Source organism: Thalassospira lucentensis (assembly GCF_032921865.1).
GTDB classification, from domain to species: Bacteria; Pseudomonadota; Alphaproteobacteria; order Rhodospirillales; family Thalassospiraceae; genus Thalassospira; species Thalassospira lucentensis_A.
The window spans coordinates 2,333,179-2,349,515 of sequence record NZ_CP136684.1 but is presented as its reverse complement, the minus strand read 5'-3'; the positions used below and the strand labels follow the sequence as shown (position 1 = coordinate 2,349,515).

The following is a 16,337-nucleotide window of genomic DNA, read 5'->3' as shown; positions in this document are numbered from 1 at the left end:
AAAATACTATTCATCGCCACGCAACCGGTCTGTTGCGCGCCTTTCGGCTTTTGTCGGACGACCGCTTCCGGCTTCACGTTCGGCAATCGGGGCGGTTCGGATATCCGATGCAACTTCCTTTTTCGCCACACGCGGCGGCGAATGATCAACATAAAGCAACTGGGCTTCGGGGGCAGGTCCGCGACGCTCCCCCGGTGCTACCACCTCAATCACCCGCAAATGCGGCCCCTGAAAGAATTGCAGCCTGTCCCCGGCCACAACCGTCACACTGGCCTTGGACACCGATTGCCCGTTCAGCACGATATGGCCCGACTGGCATGCCTTGCTGGCAAGCGAGCGGGTCTTATAGAACCGCGCATACCATAGCCATTTGTCTATACGGACCTTGCCGCCTGTCTGATCAATTGTCATGGATTGTTTTTACCATCCCCAAAGCAGAACGGCGACCCCGCAAAGGGTCGCCGTGGTGCCGAAAACAGTTCGGGGTTACCCCTTTGCCGCCAGCATTTCCTTCAGCTTGGCGAAAGGTGAATCCTCGTTGATCTGGTTGTTTTTGGCCGGGGCGTTATTCGGACGTCCCTGCCTGCCGCCGAAACGGTCGTCACCCTTGTTCGGGCCGCCACGATTCGGGCGCTGCCCCCCTTTACCTTTGGGGGCACCTTTGCCGCGCGCGTCCTGACGTGGTCCACCACGCTGGCCTTTGCCGCTGGGACCACCGCGCTTGCGGCGATCAACACGGACAAAATATTTCACCTCAACGAATTCCGGCTCAGCCTCGGCCTCTCCGGCTTCCGGTGCAGCTTCGGTTGTCGTTTTACTGACTTCTTCTGCAGTCTCGGCAGGAGCTTCTTCCGCGACTTCCGCCGGAGCTTCGGTCTCAGTCGGGCCATCGGCAGCTACTGCAACAGGTTCAGCAGCCTTTTTAGCAGCTTCCTTGGCATCAAGTTCAGCCTTGCTGACCTTGACCACCTCGGCACGCCAGCCAAGGGCGGTGAACACACCCTCTGCCTGCTCGACCGTGCAGCCAAGAAGCGACAGCAGATCCGGATCGGGTTTGACCTTGCCATCATTTTCGCGTGCCTTCTGGCGCAGCAACGCAGCAAAACGCTCCAGCATGTCTACACGTGCGGCAAGCGGGCCAACAGGCATGTAACCTGCCGCCAGATAGAAGCCCTTGGAATTGCTGCGATCATTTGGAACCGACGTCCGGCCTGCCGGCGGCAGTTCCGGAAGCGCATCCAGTTCGCGCGAAATCGCCCAAAGAATACCACGCAGTTCCACAGGATCAGGTTTCAGCGCATCCAGCACATGAACCGTTTCAACCCCCAAACGTACGCCAAGCTTGGCCAGCGCCTTGCGATCCTCGTCTGAAAGATCCTTGATCAGGCTTTCAAGATCGGCACGCGGCACACAGCCCAAGCCTTCGTTCAACTGGAACAGAAGACCACGAATCGGGCCTGGCAACTGACAATCGCGCAGGCGGGTCAGCATTTTCAGACGCGCTTCGATATGGGCGTTGACGAAATTCTGAAGACGGGTCCGCACACGTTCGCGGGTCGGACCATCAAAGAACTCGCTGTCAATGACCTGGACATCAGGGCTGAGGACGGTGTCGCCCTTTTTCAGTCCACCGACAACCGCCCCGTTCCACAGGACTTCCAGTTGGCCATTCACCGCGAATTTATCGTCTTCATCGGTTTCCAGTTGTTTGACACGCTGGGCAATTTCGCCAGTCAGTGCACGACGTGCAGCACTGGCGATAGCCTTGCCTTCAAACGCAGCATCGGTTTCATCGGCGATGAAACGGAATCCTTCCAGTCGGCCGACGTATTCACCTTCGACCTGGACTTCACCATTCGCAGTGATGGTAGACATGAGTTCAGACTTGTCCTTGAGACTTTTCAATAAAACCGAAGTTCGTCTGTCAACGAACCTTTGGGTCAGGCGTTCATGTAGCACATCAGAGAGCTTATCCTCAATGGCCCGCGTACGTTCCTGCCAATGATTGGCATCTTCGAGCCAGTGATGCTTGTGCGATACATAAGTCCAGACGCGAATACCCGCCAACCGTGATGACAACTGGTCGATATCACCATCATAACGGTCCAGGCGCAAGACTTGTTCGCCTAACCAGTCGACCGGCAGTTTGCTATTTGGTTTTGCCAGATAGCGATAGATGGATGTTAGCAGCCTTGGATGGACATCGGTATGGATATTTCTGAAGTCCGGAATCTGGCAGACTTCCCACAATAGTTGCACCCGATCCGGGGCCGATGCGATGCGCGCGACGTCTTCGTTCTGCGATAAATGCGCCAGCATGACTTCATCGACCGGTTCGCGCGCCAGAACAAGCGTCGGATTGTCCGACCGCTTGCGCAGCGATTTCTGCAAGGCATCGACGGTTCTGAAATCCAGTCGCGCATTACGCCAGAAGACTTTGGCAAGTGGTTCGAACTCGTGGGCTTCGATCTGTTCGATAATATCGGGATCAATCCCCGAAAGATTACCCGTAACGCCAAAGGTCCCGTCATTCATATGACGTCCGGCACGCCCGGCAATCTGGGCGGTTTCAGCCGCCGAAAGCCCGCGATTGAACTCACCGTCAAACTTGTGAAGTGCCGCAAAGGCAACATGGTTCAGTTCAAGGTTAAGGCCCATGCCGATGGCATCGGTCGCAATCAGATGTTCGACCTCGCCATTCTGGAACATCTCGACCTGGGCATTGCGCGTGCGCGGGCTAAGCGCGCCAAGCACAACAGCCGCCCCGCCCTTTTGGCGGCGGACCAGTTCGGCAACGGCGTAAACTTCCTGAGCGGAAAATGTCACGACGGCGGACTGGGATGGCAGGCGCTGGATCTTTTTCGATCCGTTATAGGTCAGAGTCGAAAATCGTGCGCGCGTATCAAATTCGACATTGTCGATCAGCTGGCGGATCACCGGGCGGATGGTTTCCGCCCCCATGAACATGGTTTCGCTCATACCGCGTGCATGCAACAGCCGATCGGTAAAGACATGCCCGCGTTCGGGATCGGCACACATCTGGATTTCATCGATGGCCAGAAAATCAACCTGCTTGTTGATCGGCATGGCTTCCACGGTGCACAGGAAATAGCGTGCTGATTTCGGAAGAATGCGTTCTTCACCGGTGATCAGCGCCACCGCCCCCTTGCCAACATGGGCGACCGCGCGATCATAGTTTTCCCGTGCCAGAAGCCTAAGCGGAAAACCGATCATACCCGAGGTATGCGCCAACATCCGTTCCATGGCCAGATGGGTCTTGCCGGTGTTGGTGGGGCCCAGTATGGCAAGGATACGGGGACCGGTTCGGGTTGAAATCTGCATCAAACTTTTCCAGCAGGCATCGCGGATGATCTCGCGCGCCTAGTTCAATGCGCTTTTCAACACGCCGCATCGCACAATGTCAAGCATTCTGCCGTATCGGTCAGAGTATCCCAATGCATTCCGTTACGGATCAAGACGTTCCATCTGAGGGTTCGTGATCCTGTATGTCATCAAGTTCAAGCAAACGCGCACCGGGACCATCCGTTGCCAGTTCATCCGACGGGTTGCGAAGCGGACAGTCGTTGATCGAAAGGCAGCCACACCCGATGCATTTACCCAGTTGATCGCGCAGCAGGGTCAATTGTTCGATCCGGCTATCCAGATCATCGCGCCACCGCGACGAAAGCTTTTCCCAGTCCTGTGTCGTCGGCGCCCGGTTATTTGGCAGTCCTGATAACGCATTGCCGATTTCCGCTAACGGAATGCCGGTACGTTGCGCCACCTTTATGATCGCGACCCGGCGCAGGACACCGCGCGGAAAACGTCGTTGATTGCCATCCGTCCGGATCGAGGAAATCAGTCCCTTGCGCTCGTAAAAATGGATCGCCGATACCGCAAGTCCGCTTCTTTTTGCGACCTCCCCGACACTCAGATAGCGATGCAATACCCCGCTCTTTTCCATTTCCCTGCCCTTTTGTCATTCTTTTGTGATGCATTTCTGCATTCGAAATCTGCTATTGACCTAAACCAATGTTAAGGTTCTATAGAATGACTCCTTGTTGCGAAATAATCAAGGAGCCACGCCATGAAAGAGTCTTTTAACCTTGCCGTGATCTATGGCAGTGCCCGTGAAAACCGGTTCTGCGATACGGTTGCCGGATGGGCCGTCGAAATCCTGAAAAGTGATCCGGACTTGTCCATTGATGTGATTGATCCTGCCAAACTTGATCTGCCTTCACGCCATGTTGGCAATACGCATCCCGGCGTTGCCGAACTGCAAGCCAGTCTGGCCGAAGCCGACGCCTTTCTGGTTGTAACTCCGGAATACAATCACAGCTTTACCGGCGAACTGAAACTGCTGATCGATTCAGCCAAAGCCGAATGGCGGCGAAAACCTTTGGCTTTTGTGTCCTATGGCGGAATGTCGGGTGGTTTGCGGGCCGTTGAACATCTGCGGCATGTTTTTGCCGAACTGCACGTCGTGACGATGCGCGATGTCGTCAGTTTCGCCAATGTATGGAACCTGTTTGATCCGGATGGCTACCCAATCGACAAGGCAGGAAGCGAAACAGCCCTGAGAAACATGGTCATCGATCTGAAATGGTGGGCCCGCACATTGCGCGATGGGCGCTATCCGCAAGTCAAAGCCGAGCTGCTCGAAGTCGCAGCATCATGAACAGCGAAACCGAAACCGGCGATGAGATTGTCACAGTAAGTCTCGTGACACCAAAACCCGACAGAATTGACGAATTTATCGAAATTCAGACCGGCTTTCAGAAAAGTGTCACGGGCCGGATCAATGGATTGCTCGGGGGACGGCTGTTGCATTCAGAGGATGGCTGGTCGCTGATCATCATGTCGCGTTTCAAAACGCGCGACGATCTTGCGAACTGGAGCACTTCGGAACTGTTTGCCGGTCACTTGGCCCGTGTCGGGCCGATGCTGGAACAGGCTGTGCCGGGCCGTTACACGGCACTCTGGCGTTCGGGCGATGTATAGCGGCCCCAACCACATCACATTGTCCAGAACATAAACGGAGCGGTCAGCCGACCGCTCCGTAATTTCATTTACTCGCTGTTGTTAACAGGAACCCTAGTGGGCGCGCATCCGGTCGACATACTCCTTGAGCTGGCGGCGCGCGGCCTGATAGCTGTTTTTGAGCGCGATATAGACATCCTCATGGGCATGATCGGCACTATCGCGCTTAACCATAATCTCCTTACCCGGCACATTAATTCCGAAATGAACCGCATAGCGGTTTCCCTGTGCGTGGGATGCATGAGGTCTTTCCACGATGACATGACAACTTGTCATGCGGTCGAAGGTTTCTTCCAGTTTTTGCACCTTGAAGCGGATACGCTCGTCCAATGCATCTGATTGATCAACATCACGGTAGGTGATTTGAACGGGAACCTTCATATTGCGGCCTCCTGTTATAGAGCCTGAGACATTCACAAGGCATTGCACCTTGCAATTATCCGAAACGTTTGCCGTTTCGGGGCAGGACAGGACCCAAGACAACTTCCAGCAGCCTCGCGCCCTGTAATGAAACCGTCTTTTTATATACTTAGGATACAGGGCTTGCGCTGCAAGATGCGTTGACGCATATCAAGCACTGCCGGACGGTTGCCAAATCGGGACCTGATCGCGCAAATTGCACATAGTGGGTTGAAATTACAGGAGAACACAGAGGTCATGACGGAAGAAAAAATGCGGTTCGAGGCTGAAGTCAGCCGCCTGCTCGATATCGTTGTCCATTCGCTTTATTCGAACAAGGACATCTTCCTGCGCGAGCTCATTTCCAATGCATCGGATGCCTGCGACAAGCTGCGCTACGAAGCAATTGCCAAGCCGGAACTGCTCGCCGGTGATTCGGAATTCAAGGTCCGCCTACTGACCGACAATGTCCGCAATGTTCTAACGATTGCCGATAACGGGATCGGGATGAACAAGACCGACCTGATCGAAAACCTTGGCACGATTGCCAACTCCGGAACGGCAAAATTCGTCGAAGCACTGTCGAAATCTGACAAGGCCAAGGATGTAGACCTGATCGGTCAGTTCGGCGTCGGCTTCTATTCTGCCTTCATGGTCGCGGGTCAGGTCGAAGTCGTCACGAAAAAGGCCGGTGAAGATCAGGCGTGGAAATGGTCATCGGATGGCAAGGGCGAATACACCATCGCCGAAGCAGAAATGGAAGGCCATGGCACCCAGATCACCCTGCATCTGACCGATGATTTCAAGGAATTCACCGAAGAATACCGCCTGCGCCATATCGTCAAAACCTATTCCGATCATATCGGCATCCCGGTTGTCCTGATGAAGGCGGACGGCAATGACGAAACGCTGAACGAGGCATCGGCACTCTGGACCCGTCCGAAGTCCGACATTACCGACGAACAGTACAAGGAATTTTACAAACACAATTCGCATGCCTTCGACGATCCGTGGAAAACGATCCACTATCAGGCCGAAGGTGCGATTGAATATACCGGTCTTCTGTTCCTGCCGACCATGCGCCCGTTCGATCTTTATGATCCGGCGCGCAAAGGCCATCTGAAGCTGTATGTCAGAAAGGTCTTCATTACCGAAGGCGCAGATGATCTCCTACCGCCATGGTTGCGTTTCGTGTCGGGTGTCGTCGACAGCCAGGATCTGCCGCTGAACATTTCGCGCGAAATGCTGCAACACAATCCGGTCCTCACCAAAATCAAAAACGGCCTGACCAAAAAACTCCTGTCCGAACTTGAAACCGCATCGAATAAAGACTCGAAAGGCTTCGAAACCTTCTGGGAAAACTTCGGTTCCGTCGTCAAGGAAGGCCTGTATGAGGACTACACCAACCGCGACCGCATCCTGAAACTGGCACGTTTCCGGTCCACGCATTCGGATGGCTGGACAACGCTTGCCGACTATGTCACCCGCATGAAGGATGGTCAGAAGGCGATCTACTATATCAGCGGCGAAGACGTCGATGCGCTGAAACGCAGCCCGCAGCTTGAAGGCTTTGCCGCCAAGGGGATCGAAGTCCTGCTGTTGACCGACCCGGTGGATGAATTCTGGTTGCCATCCGTTGGCCAGTTTGAAGAAAAAGACTTCAAATCGGTCACCCGTGGCGGTGCAGACCTTGCCGACGTCAAATCCGACGACAAGGATGATGCCAAGGACGACAAGAAAGACGATGCCGCATCCGATGCATCGCTTGATGCCCTGATCGCATCGATCAAGATAGCACTTGGCACCAGCATCAAGGATGTCCGTGAATCAGATCGCCTGACCAGTTCGGCCTGCTGCCTGATTGCCGATGAAACCGGTATGGATTTGCGGATGGAACGCCTGATGAAGCAGCACAACCGTGTTGACGAAATCAGCCCGCGCATCCTTGAAATCAACCCGAAACACAGCCTGATCAAAAAGCTGTCGGACATTGCCATCAAGGACGCCAAGGCCCCGATCCTTAATGACGCCGCCCTCCTGTTACTTGATCAGGCCCGTATCCTCGAAGGCGAAGCCCTGCCCGACCCGGTCAGCTTCGCCCGACGCCTTGATCTGGTGATGGAAAAAGGTCTCGGTAGCTAGGCTTTCCCTGCCCACACCGTACAAAAGATGGCGGCGCGTCGATGGACGCGCCGCTTTCTTTTTGGCTATAACACCGAAACCGGCAAAGGCCATCAAAGGCCGAACAGGGAACGAAGCGACCATGAAACGACTTGAAAACCGGATTTGCATCATAACCGGTGCGGCGCGCGGCATTGGTGCTGCGATTTCAAAAGCCTTTATCAAAGAAGGTGCTGACGTCATAGCAACCGACCGAGACGAAGGTGCGCTTCTGGCATTTGCCAAGGAGGCAGGTTGCAAAACCATGCGCCTTGATGTCGGCAACGAGGATGACTGGCAAAAGCTTGCCGATGCCTATCCGGCCATTGATGTCATGGTCAACAATGCCGGCATTACTGGTTTTGAAGACGGCATCGTCGCACATGATCCGGAAAATGCATCACTTGCCGACTGGCGCGCAGTCCATCAGGTTAATCTTGACGGTACATTTATGGGGTGTCGCTACGCCATCAGGGCCATGCGCCAGCGTAAATCGGGCTCGATCATTAATATTTCATCGCGCTCGGGAATGGTTGGCATTCCGGCTGCGGCGGCCTATGCCTCGTCCAAGGCGGCCATTCGCAATCACAGCAAAACTGTCGCGCTATATTGCGCACAACAGGGTTACAATATTCGCTGCAATTCAATCCATCCCGCCGCCATTCTGACACCGATGTGGGAACCGATGCTTGGCAACGGTCCGGATCGCGACGCCCGCATGGCAGCCCTTGTCGCTGATACACCGGCCAAGCGTTTCGGCACCCCGGACGAAGTCGCAGCACTTGCCGTTTTGCTGGCATCGGATGAAGCCACTTACATGACGGGAACGGAACTGACAATTGATGGTGGATTGCTGGCCGGTTCGGCGGCAACGCCGGGGTAATGTAAACGTGCATGCAATGAAGCATCGCCCGACATTTTAAGCCCGTCACTTTACGATTATGTCATGAAGTTTGCGCCATAGTGCGACACGAACATGTATGCGACCGATAGACTCAGGATGCAAAACCGATGATGAACTGGCAAAAATTGCTGTCGCCTGAACGTCTGGGCACACGACATTCAAGCGTCGGAGCGTTCGGTCGATCCGATTTTCACAAGGATTACGACCGGATCATTTTTTCGTCGGCATTCCGGCGTCTGCAACGCAAGACGCAGGTTCATCCGCTGCCTGAAAACGACAATGTCCATACCCGCCTGACCCATAGTCTCGAAGTATCCTGTGTGGCACGGTCCATGGGACTTATGGTCGGTCATCAATTGGCCGAAAAAGGCCACCTGCCCGACGGAATTGAACCCGATCATATGGCCGCCATTGTTCAGGCCGCCGCCCTTGCCCATGACATCGGCAATCCGCCATTCGGCCATGCCGGGGAATATGCTGTTCGTCAGTGGTTTCTGGATGCCGATCCCAAATATCTTGCGCCGTTGTCGGAGGCCGAACGCGCCGATCTGACCACCTTTGAAGGCAATGCGCAGGGGTTCAGGTTACTGACCCATAAACGAAGCGGCCTTTATGACGGCGGCATGCGCCTGACCTATGCGACGCTGGCAAGTTTCGTAAAATATCCATGGTCGGCGATTGGCAGCCCTTATCCCGAAAAAATGAAATTCGGTGCGTTTCAGCGTGAAATGGATCTGTTAACCGAAGTCGCCGATGCCACCGGGCTGATCCGAACCGGCGCACAATCATTTTGCCGTCATCCGCTGGTTTATCTGGTCGAGGCGGCCGATGACGTCTGTTACGCCCTGATTGATATCGAAGATGGTGTGGAGCTAGAACTGGTCGATTTCAGCGTCTTTGAAAACCTGTTATTGCCCTGCATTCCCGACGATATTCCCGCCGAATATCACCGTGAAACCAACATCCGGCGCAAGATGACCTTCCTGCGCGGCAAGATCATCACCGGGCTGCTCGATGCCCTGACCGATGCCTTTGTCTTGCGCGAGGAGCAGTTGCTGAACGGGGCTGTCGATGGTGATCTTCTGTCCTGTGCCGATGGTCCGTTCAACGAAATGATCGCGACCGCCAAACAGTTTTCCGAAAAGCAGATCATTCTGAACCGGCGCAAAGTCCAGATCGAGGTCGGGGCATTTGCGTGCCTTGAAACGCTGCTTGATACCTTCTGCAAGTCCGCACTTGAAATCCATCAGGCCAAGGATGACGCCGAGCTTTCCTATCGCACCGGGCGGGTTCGCGAACTGATCGGCAATGATTCGATGCCGGTCGGCGCACCGCTTTACAACCTGTATCTGACGATCCTGGATTACATATCGGGCATGACGGACGACTTTGCCGCCCGCCTTGCGCGCGATATCGGCGGCGGGCAGCATTGATGCCCGGCAGCAATCCTGACTGCCGGTTGAAAGCATAGGAAAGCGGGGCGATGTGGTTATTTGCACCTTTTATCGGCCGCTATCGCAGGCGTTTGGCTTTTCTGGCGGGCGCAGGACTGGCAGCCATCGTTTACGGATTGGTTGAACAAAGCATCCGACCGGAAGTGCAGGCATGGTACTGGCCCGGAATTGCTGGCTTTGTCACATTTGTGATCACACGCTTTACCGTCTCACAACTGATATCCCGGTTTATCGGCGGCGTTCGCCGCCACATGCATTAACAAAAAAGCAGGCCCGAAGGCCTGCCTTTCAGATGCAATGCGGTTACCCGCCAATCCTCAGAATACCTGAACGCGTTGCCGGGATTTAACCCTGCCCACCGCCCATGGCCTGACTGATTTTTTTGTCGGTGTTGTACTGGCTCAGCGCATAAACTGCCCAGATCGCCGCCGGAATCCAGCCCAGAAGAGTAATCTGAAGGATCAGGCAGATGATGCCGGCGATTGGCCGCCCAATGGTAAAGAACAACAACCACGGCAGCAGAAGTGCGATGAGTAACCGCATGAATTAATCCTCTTTGTTGTGTCGGCTTACATGCCGTCTTCAAATTTGACTGTAACGACCCTGTTGCCCTGTTCGGCGACCCCATCAGCCGTCGGAACCGGTACATTGGCCTCACCGCTGATGCTGATGGCAAGCTTGCTTGGGCTGATACCATGATCACGCAATGCCTTGACCACCGCATCGACACGCGATTTGGCAAGCATATCGTTATACATCGCATCCCCGGCACGGTCAGCATATGCCGTCAGACTGATCATTTTCGGATCGTATTTTTCATATGCCTCGACAATTCCGGTCACGACCGGCATTGCCTTGTCACCCAGAACAGCGCTGTCGAACGCGAAATAGATATTCATCGGTTCGGGCATCATCATTGGCGCGGCTTTGGCCATGCTTTCCGACGGGGCGATATCGGCCTGAACGATGGCAAGTGCCTGATAGAAAGCCGCACGGCAATTGTCGATATCTTCCTGCTGGATGTTTTCTTCAAGTTCCTGCATCCAGCAATCGAACCCGACCTGCGTACGCCCGGCCGCCTGCGGCGACTTGTCACGACCGCCGGCGTCGAATGCTGCCATCATATCGGCACGTGCAACGCTGATTTCCGACAGGCCATTTTCCGGCAGATCACGGTCTGCCAGCGGCTGTGGACCTGTATCCTGTCCCATTGCCGCCATTTTCGCGCGGTTGGTGAAGTAACGTGCATCCACCCAGTCCGCCTCTTCATATTCCGCCTGGGCAAGATCGGAATAACCCTGATGAAGGGCTGCGTCGAATGCCGAACCTTCATCGACCATCCCGCGAACGCCCGGAATGTCCATATTGGCGCAGGCACCAAGAAATGCCGCAGCGGAAACAGCGAAAAGCAGTTTAGCTCTCATTGGTCTTCACTCCTTGTCTGGATGACGACAATAATGATCCCAATCCCAATCATTTTGTTTTCAGGATGCGCAACCAACCGGTTTATCCGGCTTGATGGCAAACGCCCCTGTGACCGGCGCAAGATGCCGGTCCGTATTTGGCGGTGTAAATCGTTGTCGATAACCAGATCGGAAAAGTGACCCGACCCCGAAAATAACCTTGTTCGGTGCGTTTTACCGAACAGGGCTCCCCAAGACGACACCGGCCTTTGGTGAAATGTTTCCACACCCCAAAATATATGGAAACCAAATTCATGAAAAAAAGCAGGGGGATAGAGAAAATCGCACATCAGTAATATGCGGACTATCCTTATGCCGTGCGGTCAGGCCATGAATTCGTTCCTAAAAAGAAAACGGAAGAAGCGATAATCGCTCCTTCCGCCAAGACATTGATTATACGGATATTATTGAAATATCCCGTAATTCCAGTCCCGAGTCCCGTTATTCGGACGAACCGCCAAACAGTCCCTTGACCGCATCACCAACGGCACCCGCACCGTCCTTGACCACGCCGCCGGTTCCGGTGGCAGCACCGCCAATCAATCCGGTGACACCTTTGCCAAGGTCACCGACCCCTTGCAAAAGCCCATCGACATTCAGGCTGGCAACCGATTTGAACACTGCAGTGTTAAGGGCGGTGATGATTTGCTCAGCAACTTGCGCCGGGGTTGCCCCGCCTTCTTCCTTGCCAATGTCCTTCAGGTGAATTTCCGGAAGCCCCGAGGACAGCTTTTTGCCCTTCAGCATCGCAGCCGATACGCTGACATTGCCATTGCGAACATAAACATTCTCGATCACGACCTTGGTGCCGGTGCCATCATCCGCCGCCGTATCCGCGTTACCGCCATCGGCACCGCCCGCACCCGTCGGGCCGGACATACGCTGGACAAAGCTTTCGACATTACGCTGAATGGTCGCAATATTTGACGATCCCTGCCCCAATTCGTAGGTCACGCTTGGTTCATCAACGATCACTTCGATAATACGAATGGTATCGCTGGTAAGGGTTGATCCATCCAGCCGGACCGAAATATTGCCCAGTGAAAAGGCATAGTCGGTTTCAAAACCATCCGGGTTCCCTACAACCAGCCCGCCAATTGATGCCGTGTTCTGGGTGGTTTCAATCTTGACGTTGTCCACCGTCACATCGGCCAGCGTCACACGTGTGCCCGCCTCTTCAATGGTTGCTTTGACGATACTGTCGAGATTGACATAGACATAAACAAGCCCGGCAACGACCAGCAAAATGATGGCTGCCAACGCGATAAGGATCTTTTTCATTGCCCGTATCCTGCTTTTTGTTTCATCGGGATAAAATTGTTTAAAGAATTGGGGACGGTTGTGTCCTGTTTCAATCAGAAGCTTCACCCCGGCAAGCTCCCTGATCAAGTCATTTTAGATGAAAAAACAGCGGACTGGATAAATCCGGCCCGCTGTTTGATGCTGAGAAAAACGGTGTTCAGATATTAAATTCGACAACCACCGGTGCATGATCGGAAGGTTTTTCCCAATCCCGGGCAAGGTCATAGACCGATGCCGTGCGCACCGTTCCGGCCATATTCGGCGTCATCCAGACATGGTCCAGACGACGTCCCTTGTTGCTTGCCCGCCAGTCGCGTGAACGATAGCTCCACCAGCTAAACAGCTTTTCCGGTTCTTCAACGATTTCACGCACCGAGTCCACAAAATCGCCCGACTTGCGAAATGCTTCGAGTTTTTCGACTTCGATCGGGGTGTGGCTGACAACTTTCAAAAGCTGCTTGTGCGACCAGACGTCATTTTCCGACGGGGCAATATTGAAATCCCCAACCAGAATGGCCTTGCGATCCGGATTGGCAACCCGGCGTTCCGCCCACCAAGCGGTCATTTCATCAAGGAATGAAAGCTTGTGGGCGAACTTTTCATTGATCGTCACATCCGGTTCATCGCCCCCGGCCGGGATATAGAAATTATGCAGCTCGACCCCGTTTTCAAACGCCACCATGCAATGACGGCGGTCTTCCTTGCCGCAGAAATGCTTGATGTCGACTTCCGCAAACGGTAACCGCGACAGGATCGCGACACCGTTATAGCTTTTCATGCCGTGGTTATGACGATGGACGTAACCAGCGGCTTCAAATGCTTCGTGGGGGAAATGCTCGTCCGGGCATTTCAGTTCTTGAAGACACAGCGCATCGGGTTGTTGTTCTTCTAAAAACTTTATGACCTGTTCGATGCGCAATCGAACGGAATTGATATTCCAGCTGACGATTTTCAAAACGGACTCCGTTTCCTGATGGGGTGAATTGGGCCCTGACCCTTTAATCCCGGTATCTCGATATCCTGATGCTATTTCAGCGTGACCGACAGTTCCGCAACACCAGCAATGACAACATCCATGCGATCACCGCGAACCACCTGACCGACACCTTCCGGCGTTCCGGTAAACAGCAGATCGCCGGCTTTAAGTTCGATCAGTGTCGAAAGATGCACCAGCGCATCAACCATCGGCCAGATCATCTTGGCCGTGGTATCATCCTGTTTGACCGATCCATTGACCGACAGTTTAAGATTGGTTGCCTGCGGATTACCGGCATCGGACTTGGGCCGGATTGCCGAAATCGCGGCACAATCATCAAAGGACTTTGCCATATCCCATGGCAAACGACGGTCCTTAAGACCGGCCTGCACATCGCGGCGGGTCATATCAAGGCCTGCGGCATATCCGAAAATGGCGGCTTCAACCGCTGCACGATCCAGATTCTTGCCCCCCGCACCAAGGGCAACAACCAGCTCCCCCTCGTAATGGAGGTCTTCGGTTCCCGACGGATAGGCTAGATCACCGTTGCCGACTTTGAGGCAGTCGGTCGGCTTCATGAAGATGCAGGGCGGGGTATCGGCCGGGTCGGAGCCCATTTCGCGCACATGGTCGGCATAATTCTTGCCGATGCAGAAGATACGATTGACCGGGAAAAGCTGATCCGAATTCTGCACCGGAACGGTAACAGGTTTGGCAGCAGGAAAGACGAAACTCATGGTGGCCCCCTGAAGGAAATCCTGATGGAAATATTGCCCTTAGTGATAACCAAGCCACCAACAAATTGAAATGGCCGAGAAATAAAAACAGAACACATCCTGACATTTCATGACAGGAGCCCGCCCCAAACAAAACGACCCGCCATCTGGCGGGTCGCTTAATACCATTTAATACCGTCGAAAAAGCAGATTAAAGCAATCCTTCAATCACCCGATCCGGCGGCGTGTGACCATCAACAAAGGTCTTGATATTGATCAGGACCTTTTCGCCCATATCAACACGCCCCTCGATGGTAGCCGACCCCATATGCGGCAGCAGGACAGCGTTCTGCAGCTCAAGCAATTTCGGGTTTACGGCCGGTTCATGTTCGAACACGTCAAGCCCGGCCCCGGCAATTTCACGATCGGCCAGCATCCGGGTCAATGCCGGTTCATCGACAATCTCGCCACGGGCCGTATTGACCAGAATGGCGTGCGGCTGCATCAGTTTAAGGCGACGGGCCGACAGCAGATGATAGGTTGCCGGTGTATGCGGGCAGTTGACCGACACAACATCAACATGGGCCAACATCTGATCCAGGCTTTCCCACCAGGTCGCATCCAGTTCTGCCTCGGTATCAGGATGAACGCGGCGGCGGTTATGATAATGCACCGAAAGACCAAAACCCTTTGCCCGCCGGGCCAAGGCCCGGCCAATGCGTCCCATACCGACAATGCCAAGCCGCTTGCCCCAGATACGATGCCCCAGCATGGATGTTGGCGCCCAGCCACTCCATTCGCCGCTGCGGATCATGCGTTCACCTTCGGCCACGCGACGCGATACCGCAAGGATCAGCGCCATCGTCATGTCGGCGGTGTCTTCGGTCAGGACATCGGGTGTGTTGGTCACGGTGATGCCGCGCGACCGTGCGGTTTGCAGATCGACATGGTCAACACCCGTCCCGAAATTGGCGATCAGGCGCAAATTCGGCCCCGCATGGGCAAGCACGGCGGAATCGATCCGGTCGGTTACCGTCGGGACAAGGACATCTGCCTGTTTGACCGCTTCGATCAGTTCGGGCTTGGACATCGGCACATCGTCGATGTTCAGGCGCGCATCAAACAGTTCCATCATGCGGGTTTCAATCGCTTCCGGCAGTTTGCGGGTCACGATGACGAGCGGTTTTTTCTTGGTCATCTGCCGTTCCTATGCGGTCTTTTAACTCTTTTGCTGACAAGATGGGTTTCATGCGCCAAATGCGCTCTTGCCGCAATGCAGTGATGCCACGGCACAGGGTATTAAAGCAAGAATTTTGACGTCATTTTTGTAATTTTATTTCTTAAAGACTGAGGTTCGCCGATTTCCGGCAGCAGAAGAAAGAGCAGGGAAAACCGTCACAATGCCGCGGATCAGCCGTAAATTCCTTCATACTTTTATCGCCATGTTGATCCTTGGCAGCCTTGTCGCGCCGATTGTCGCCAGCGCACAGGAGTCAGGTCTGCCGATCCCGCGCTTTGTTGCGTTGCGATCAGATAAGGTTCACCTGCGATCCGGACCCGGTCTGCGATATCCAAAGGTCTGGATTTATCAGCGCCGCAACATGCCGATGGAAGTAATTTCGGAATTTGACACCTGGCGCAAGGTTCGCGACTGGGAAGGCAGCGAAGGATGGGTACATCAAAGCCTTTTGCTTGGATCACGTCATGTGATTGTTACCGCCGACACCATCACGCTTTATTCCGCAGCCGATGAAAATGCGCGCAAGATCGCCCTGATTTCCAATTCCGTCATCGGCAAGATCGAAGCCTGCCCGCGTTCTGTTGACTGGTGCCAGTTACAGTTTGGCGATTTCGAGGGATGGGCACCGCGACAGGGTTACTGGGGCATCTATGACGGGGAATATATCGAATAGAGGTCTTTTT

At 54.3% G+C, this 16,337-nt stretch carries 17 protein-coding genes; 7 read left to right on the top strand and 10 right to left on the bottom strand.

All coding sequences use genetic code 11. The features are described 5' to 3' along the window. Positions 1 to 6: 6 nt before the first annotated feature. From R1T41_RS11465 to soxR, 3 genes are all read right to left on the bottom strand, one after another. Positions 7 to 411: an RNA-binding S4 domain-containing protein gene (locus R1T41_RS11465; protein ID WP_062949420.1), complete on the bottom strand. Its 405-nt coding sequence runs from the start codon at positions 409 to 411 to the stop codon at positions 7 to 9. A 75-nt stretch (positions 412 to 486) separates the two neighbouring features. Further along, a complete protein-coding gene (locus R1T41_RS11460) occupies positions 487 to 3,342 on the bottom strand; it encodes a helicase-related protein (protein ID WP_317337142.1) in 2,856 nt (951 codons plus the stop codon). A gap of 130 nt (positions 3,343 to 3,472) precedes the next feature. Beyond that, positions 3,473 to 3,964: a redox-sensitive transcriptional activator SoxR gene (gene soxR / locus R1T41_RS11455; protein ID WP_062949423.1), complete on the bottom strand. Its 492-nt coding sequence runs from the start codon at positions 3,962 to 3,964 to the stop codon at positions 3,473 to 3,475. 123 nt (positions 3,965 to 4,087) lie between these two features. On the opposite strand from soxR, the gene R1T41_RS11450 reads away from it, so the two are divergent. Together R1T41_RS11450 and R1T41_RS11445 are read left to right on the top strand one after the other, a co-directional pair. Further along, entirely contained in the window at positions 4,088 to 4,678 is a 591-nt protein-coding gene (locus tag R1T41_RS11450; RefSeq protein WP_317337140.1) for an NAD(P)H-dependent oxidoreductase, read from the top strand. Further along, positions 4,675 to 5,001, top strand: a complete 327-nt coding sequence (locus R1T41_RS11445) for an antibiotic biosynthesis monooxygenase (protein ID WP_317337138.1) — start codon at positions 4,675 to 4,677, stop codon at positions 4,999 to 5,001. Before R1T41_RS11450 ends, R1T41_RS11445 begins: the two co-directional genes overlap by 4 nt. Positions 5,002 to 5,094: 93 nt before the next feature. Here the strand turns inward: R1T41_RS11445 and R1T41_RS11440 are convergent, their stop codons facing one another. Further along, entirely contained in the window at positions 5,095 to 5,421 is a 327-nt protein-coding gene (locus tag R1T41_RS11440) for an HPF/RaiA family ribosome-associated protein (RefSeq protein ID WP_062949429.1), read from the bottom strand. 276 nt (positions 5,422 to 5,697) lie between these two features. On the opposite strand from R1T41_RS11440, the gene htpG reads away from it, so the two are divergent. From htpG to R1T41_RS11420, 4 genes are all read left to right on the top strand, one after another. Next, positions 5,698 to 7,581, top strand: a complete 1,884-nt coding sequence (gene htpG / locus R1T41_RS11435) for a molecular chaperone HtpG (RefSeq protein WP_317337135.1) — start codon at positions 5,698 to 5,700, stop codon at positions 7,579 to 7,581. A gap of 121 nt (positions 7,582 to 7,702) precedes the next feature. Then, entirely contained in the window at positions 7,703 to 8,482 is a 780-nt protein-coding gene (locus R1T41_RS11430) for an SDR family NAD(P)-dependent oxidoreductase (protein WP_317337133.1), read from the top strand. A gap of 128 nt (positions 8,483 to 8,610) precedes the next feature. Beyond that, positions 8,611 to 9,936 carry a deoxyguanosinetriphosphate triphosphohydrolase gene (locus R1T41_RS11425; RefSeq protein WP_317337131.1) on the top strand — a complete coding sequence of 442 codons (1,326 nt, stop codon included), beginning with the start codon at positions 8,611 to 8,613 and terminating at the stop codon, positions 9,934 to 9,936. 50 nt (positions 9,937 to 9,986) lie between these two features. After that, positions 9,987 to 10,217 (top strand): hypothetical protein, encoded by a 231-nt coding sequence (locus R1T41_RS11420; RefSeq protein ID WP_297015393.1) that lies wholly within the window; start codon positions 9,987 to 9,989, stop codon positions 10,215 to 10,217. Positions 10,218 to 10,302: 85 nt separating this feature from the next. Here R1T41_RS11420 and R1T41_RS11415 read toward each other — a convergent pair whose 3' ends face one another. The 6 genes from R1T41_RS11415 to R1T41_RS11390 form a co-directional block, all read right to left on the bottom strand. Next, a complete protein-coding gene (locus R1T41_RS11415) occupies positions 10,303 to 10,500 on the bottom strand; it encodes a YqaE/Pmp3 family membrane protein (RefSeq protein WP_007088905.1) in 198 nt (65 codons plus the stop codon). A 26-nt stretch (positions 10,501 to 10,526) separates the two neighbouring features. Beyond that, positions 10,527 to 11,381 (bottom strand): OmpA family protein, encoded by an 855-nt coding sequence (locus R1T41_RS11410; RefSeq protein ID WP_317337120.1) that lies wholly within the window; start codon positions 11,379 to 11,381, stop codon positions 10,527 to 10,529. A 480-nt stretch (positions 11,382 to 11,861) separates the two neighbouring features. After that, a complete protein-coding gene (locus tag R1T41_RS11405; protein WP_317337119.1) occupies positions 11,862 to 12,701 on the bottom strand; it encodes a hypothetical protein in 840 nt (279 codons plus the stop codon). 178 nt (positions 12,702 to 12,879) lie between these two features. After that, complete coding sequence (gene xth / locus R1T41_RS11400) at positions 12,880 to 13,677, bottom strand: exodeoxyribonuclease III (protein ID WP_114111782.1); 798 nt, start codon at positions 13,675 to 13,677, stop codon at positions 12,880 to 12,882. Between the two features lie 71 nt (positions 13,678 to 13,748). Further along, positions 13,749 to 14,435, bottom strand: a complete 687-nt coding sequence (locus R1T41_RS11395; protein ID WP_317337118.1) for a fumarylacetoacetate hydrolase family protein — start codon at positions 14,433 to 14,435, stop codon at positions 13,749 to 13,751. A 190-nt stretch (positions 14,436 to 14,625) separates the two neighbouring features. Then, entirely contained in the window at positions 14,626 to 15,612 is a 987-nt protein-coding gene (locus R1T41_RS11390) for a 2-hydroxyacid dehydrogenase (protein WP_209221245.1), read from the bottom strand. 202 nt (positions 15,613 to 15,814) lie between these two features. On the opposite strand from R1T41_RS11390, the gene R1T41_RS11385 reads away from it, so the two are divergent. Next, positions 15,815 to 16,327 (top strand): SH3 domain-containing protein, encoded by a 513-nt coding sequence (locus R1T41_RS11385; RefSeq protein ID WP_317337116.1) that lies wholly within the window; start codon positions 15,815 to 15,817, stop codon positions 16,325 to 16,327. The last annotated feature ends 10 nt before the right edge of the window (positions 16,328 to 16,337 follow it).

Coding starts and splice junctions, on each gene's coding strand:
- R1T41_RS11465 (WP_062949420.1), bottom strand. CDS start 411: ATGACAATTGATCAGACAGGCGGCAAGGTCCGTATAGACAAATGGCTA.
- R1T41_RS11460 (WP_317337142.1), bottom strand. CDS start 3,342: ATGCAGATTTCAACCCGAACCGGTCCCCGTATCCTTGCCATACTGGGC.
- soxR (WP_062949423.1), bottom strand. CDS start 3,964: ATGGAAAAGAGCGGGGTATTGCATCGCTATCTGAGTGTCGGGGAGGTC.
- R1T41_RS11450 (WP_317337140.1), top strand. CDS start 4,088: ATGAAAGAGTCTTTTAACCTTGCCGTGATCTATGGCAGTGCCCGTGAA.
- R1T41_RS11445 (WP_317337138.1), top strand. CDS start 4,675: ATGAACAGCGAAACCGAAACCGGCGATGAGATTGTCACAGTAAGTCTC.
- R1T41_RS11440 (WP_062949429.1), bottom strand. CDS start 5,421: ATGAAGGTTCCCGTTCAAATCACCTACCGTGATGTTGATCAATCAGAT.
- htpG (WP_317337135.1), top strand. CDS start 5,698: ATGACGGAAGAAAAAATGCGGTTCGAGGCTGAAGTCAGCCGCCTGCTC.
- R1T41_RS11430 (WP_317337133.1), top strand. CDS start 7,703: ATGAAACGACTTGAAAACCGGATTTGCATCATAACCGGTGCGGCGCGC.
- R1T41_RS11425 (WP_317337131.1), top strand. CDS start 8,611: ATGATGAACTGGCAAAAATTGCTGTCGCCTGAACGTCTGGGCACACGA.
- R1T41_RS11420 (WP_297015393.1), top strand. CDS start 9,987: ATGTGGTTATTTGCACCTTTTATCGGCCGCTATCGCAGGCGTTTGGCT.
- R1T41_RS11415 (WP_007088905.1), bottom strand. CDS start 10,500: ATGCGGTTACTCATCGCACTTCTGCTGCCGTGGTTGTTGTTCTTTACC.
- R1T41_RS11410 (WP_317337120.1), bottom strand. CDS start 11,381: ATGAGAGCTAAACTGCTTTTCGCTGTTTCCGCTGCGGCATTTCTTGGT.
- R1T41_RS11405 (WP_317337119.1), bottom strand. CDS start 12,701: ATGAAAAAGATCCTTATCGCGTTGGCAGCCATCATTTTGCTGGTCGTT.
- R1T41_RS11395 (WP_317337118.1), bottom strand. CDS start 14,435: ATGAGTTTCGTCTTTCCTGCTGCCAAACCTGTTACCGTTCCGGTGCAG.
- R1T41_RS11390 (WP_209221245.1), bottom strand. CDS start 15,612: ATGACCAAGAAAAAACCGCTCGTCATCGTGACCCGCAAACTGCCGGAA.
- R1T41_RS11385 (WP_317337116.1), top strand. CDS start 15,815: ATGCCGCGGATCAGCCGTAAATTCCTTCATACTTTTATCGCCATGTTG.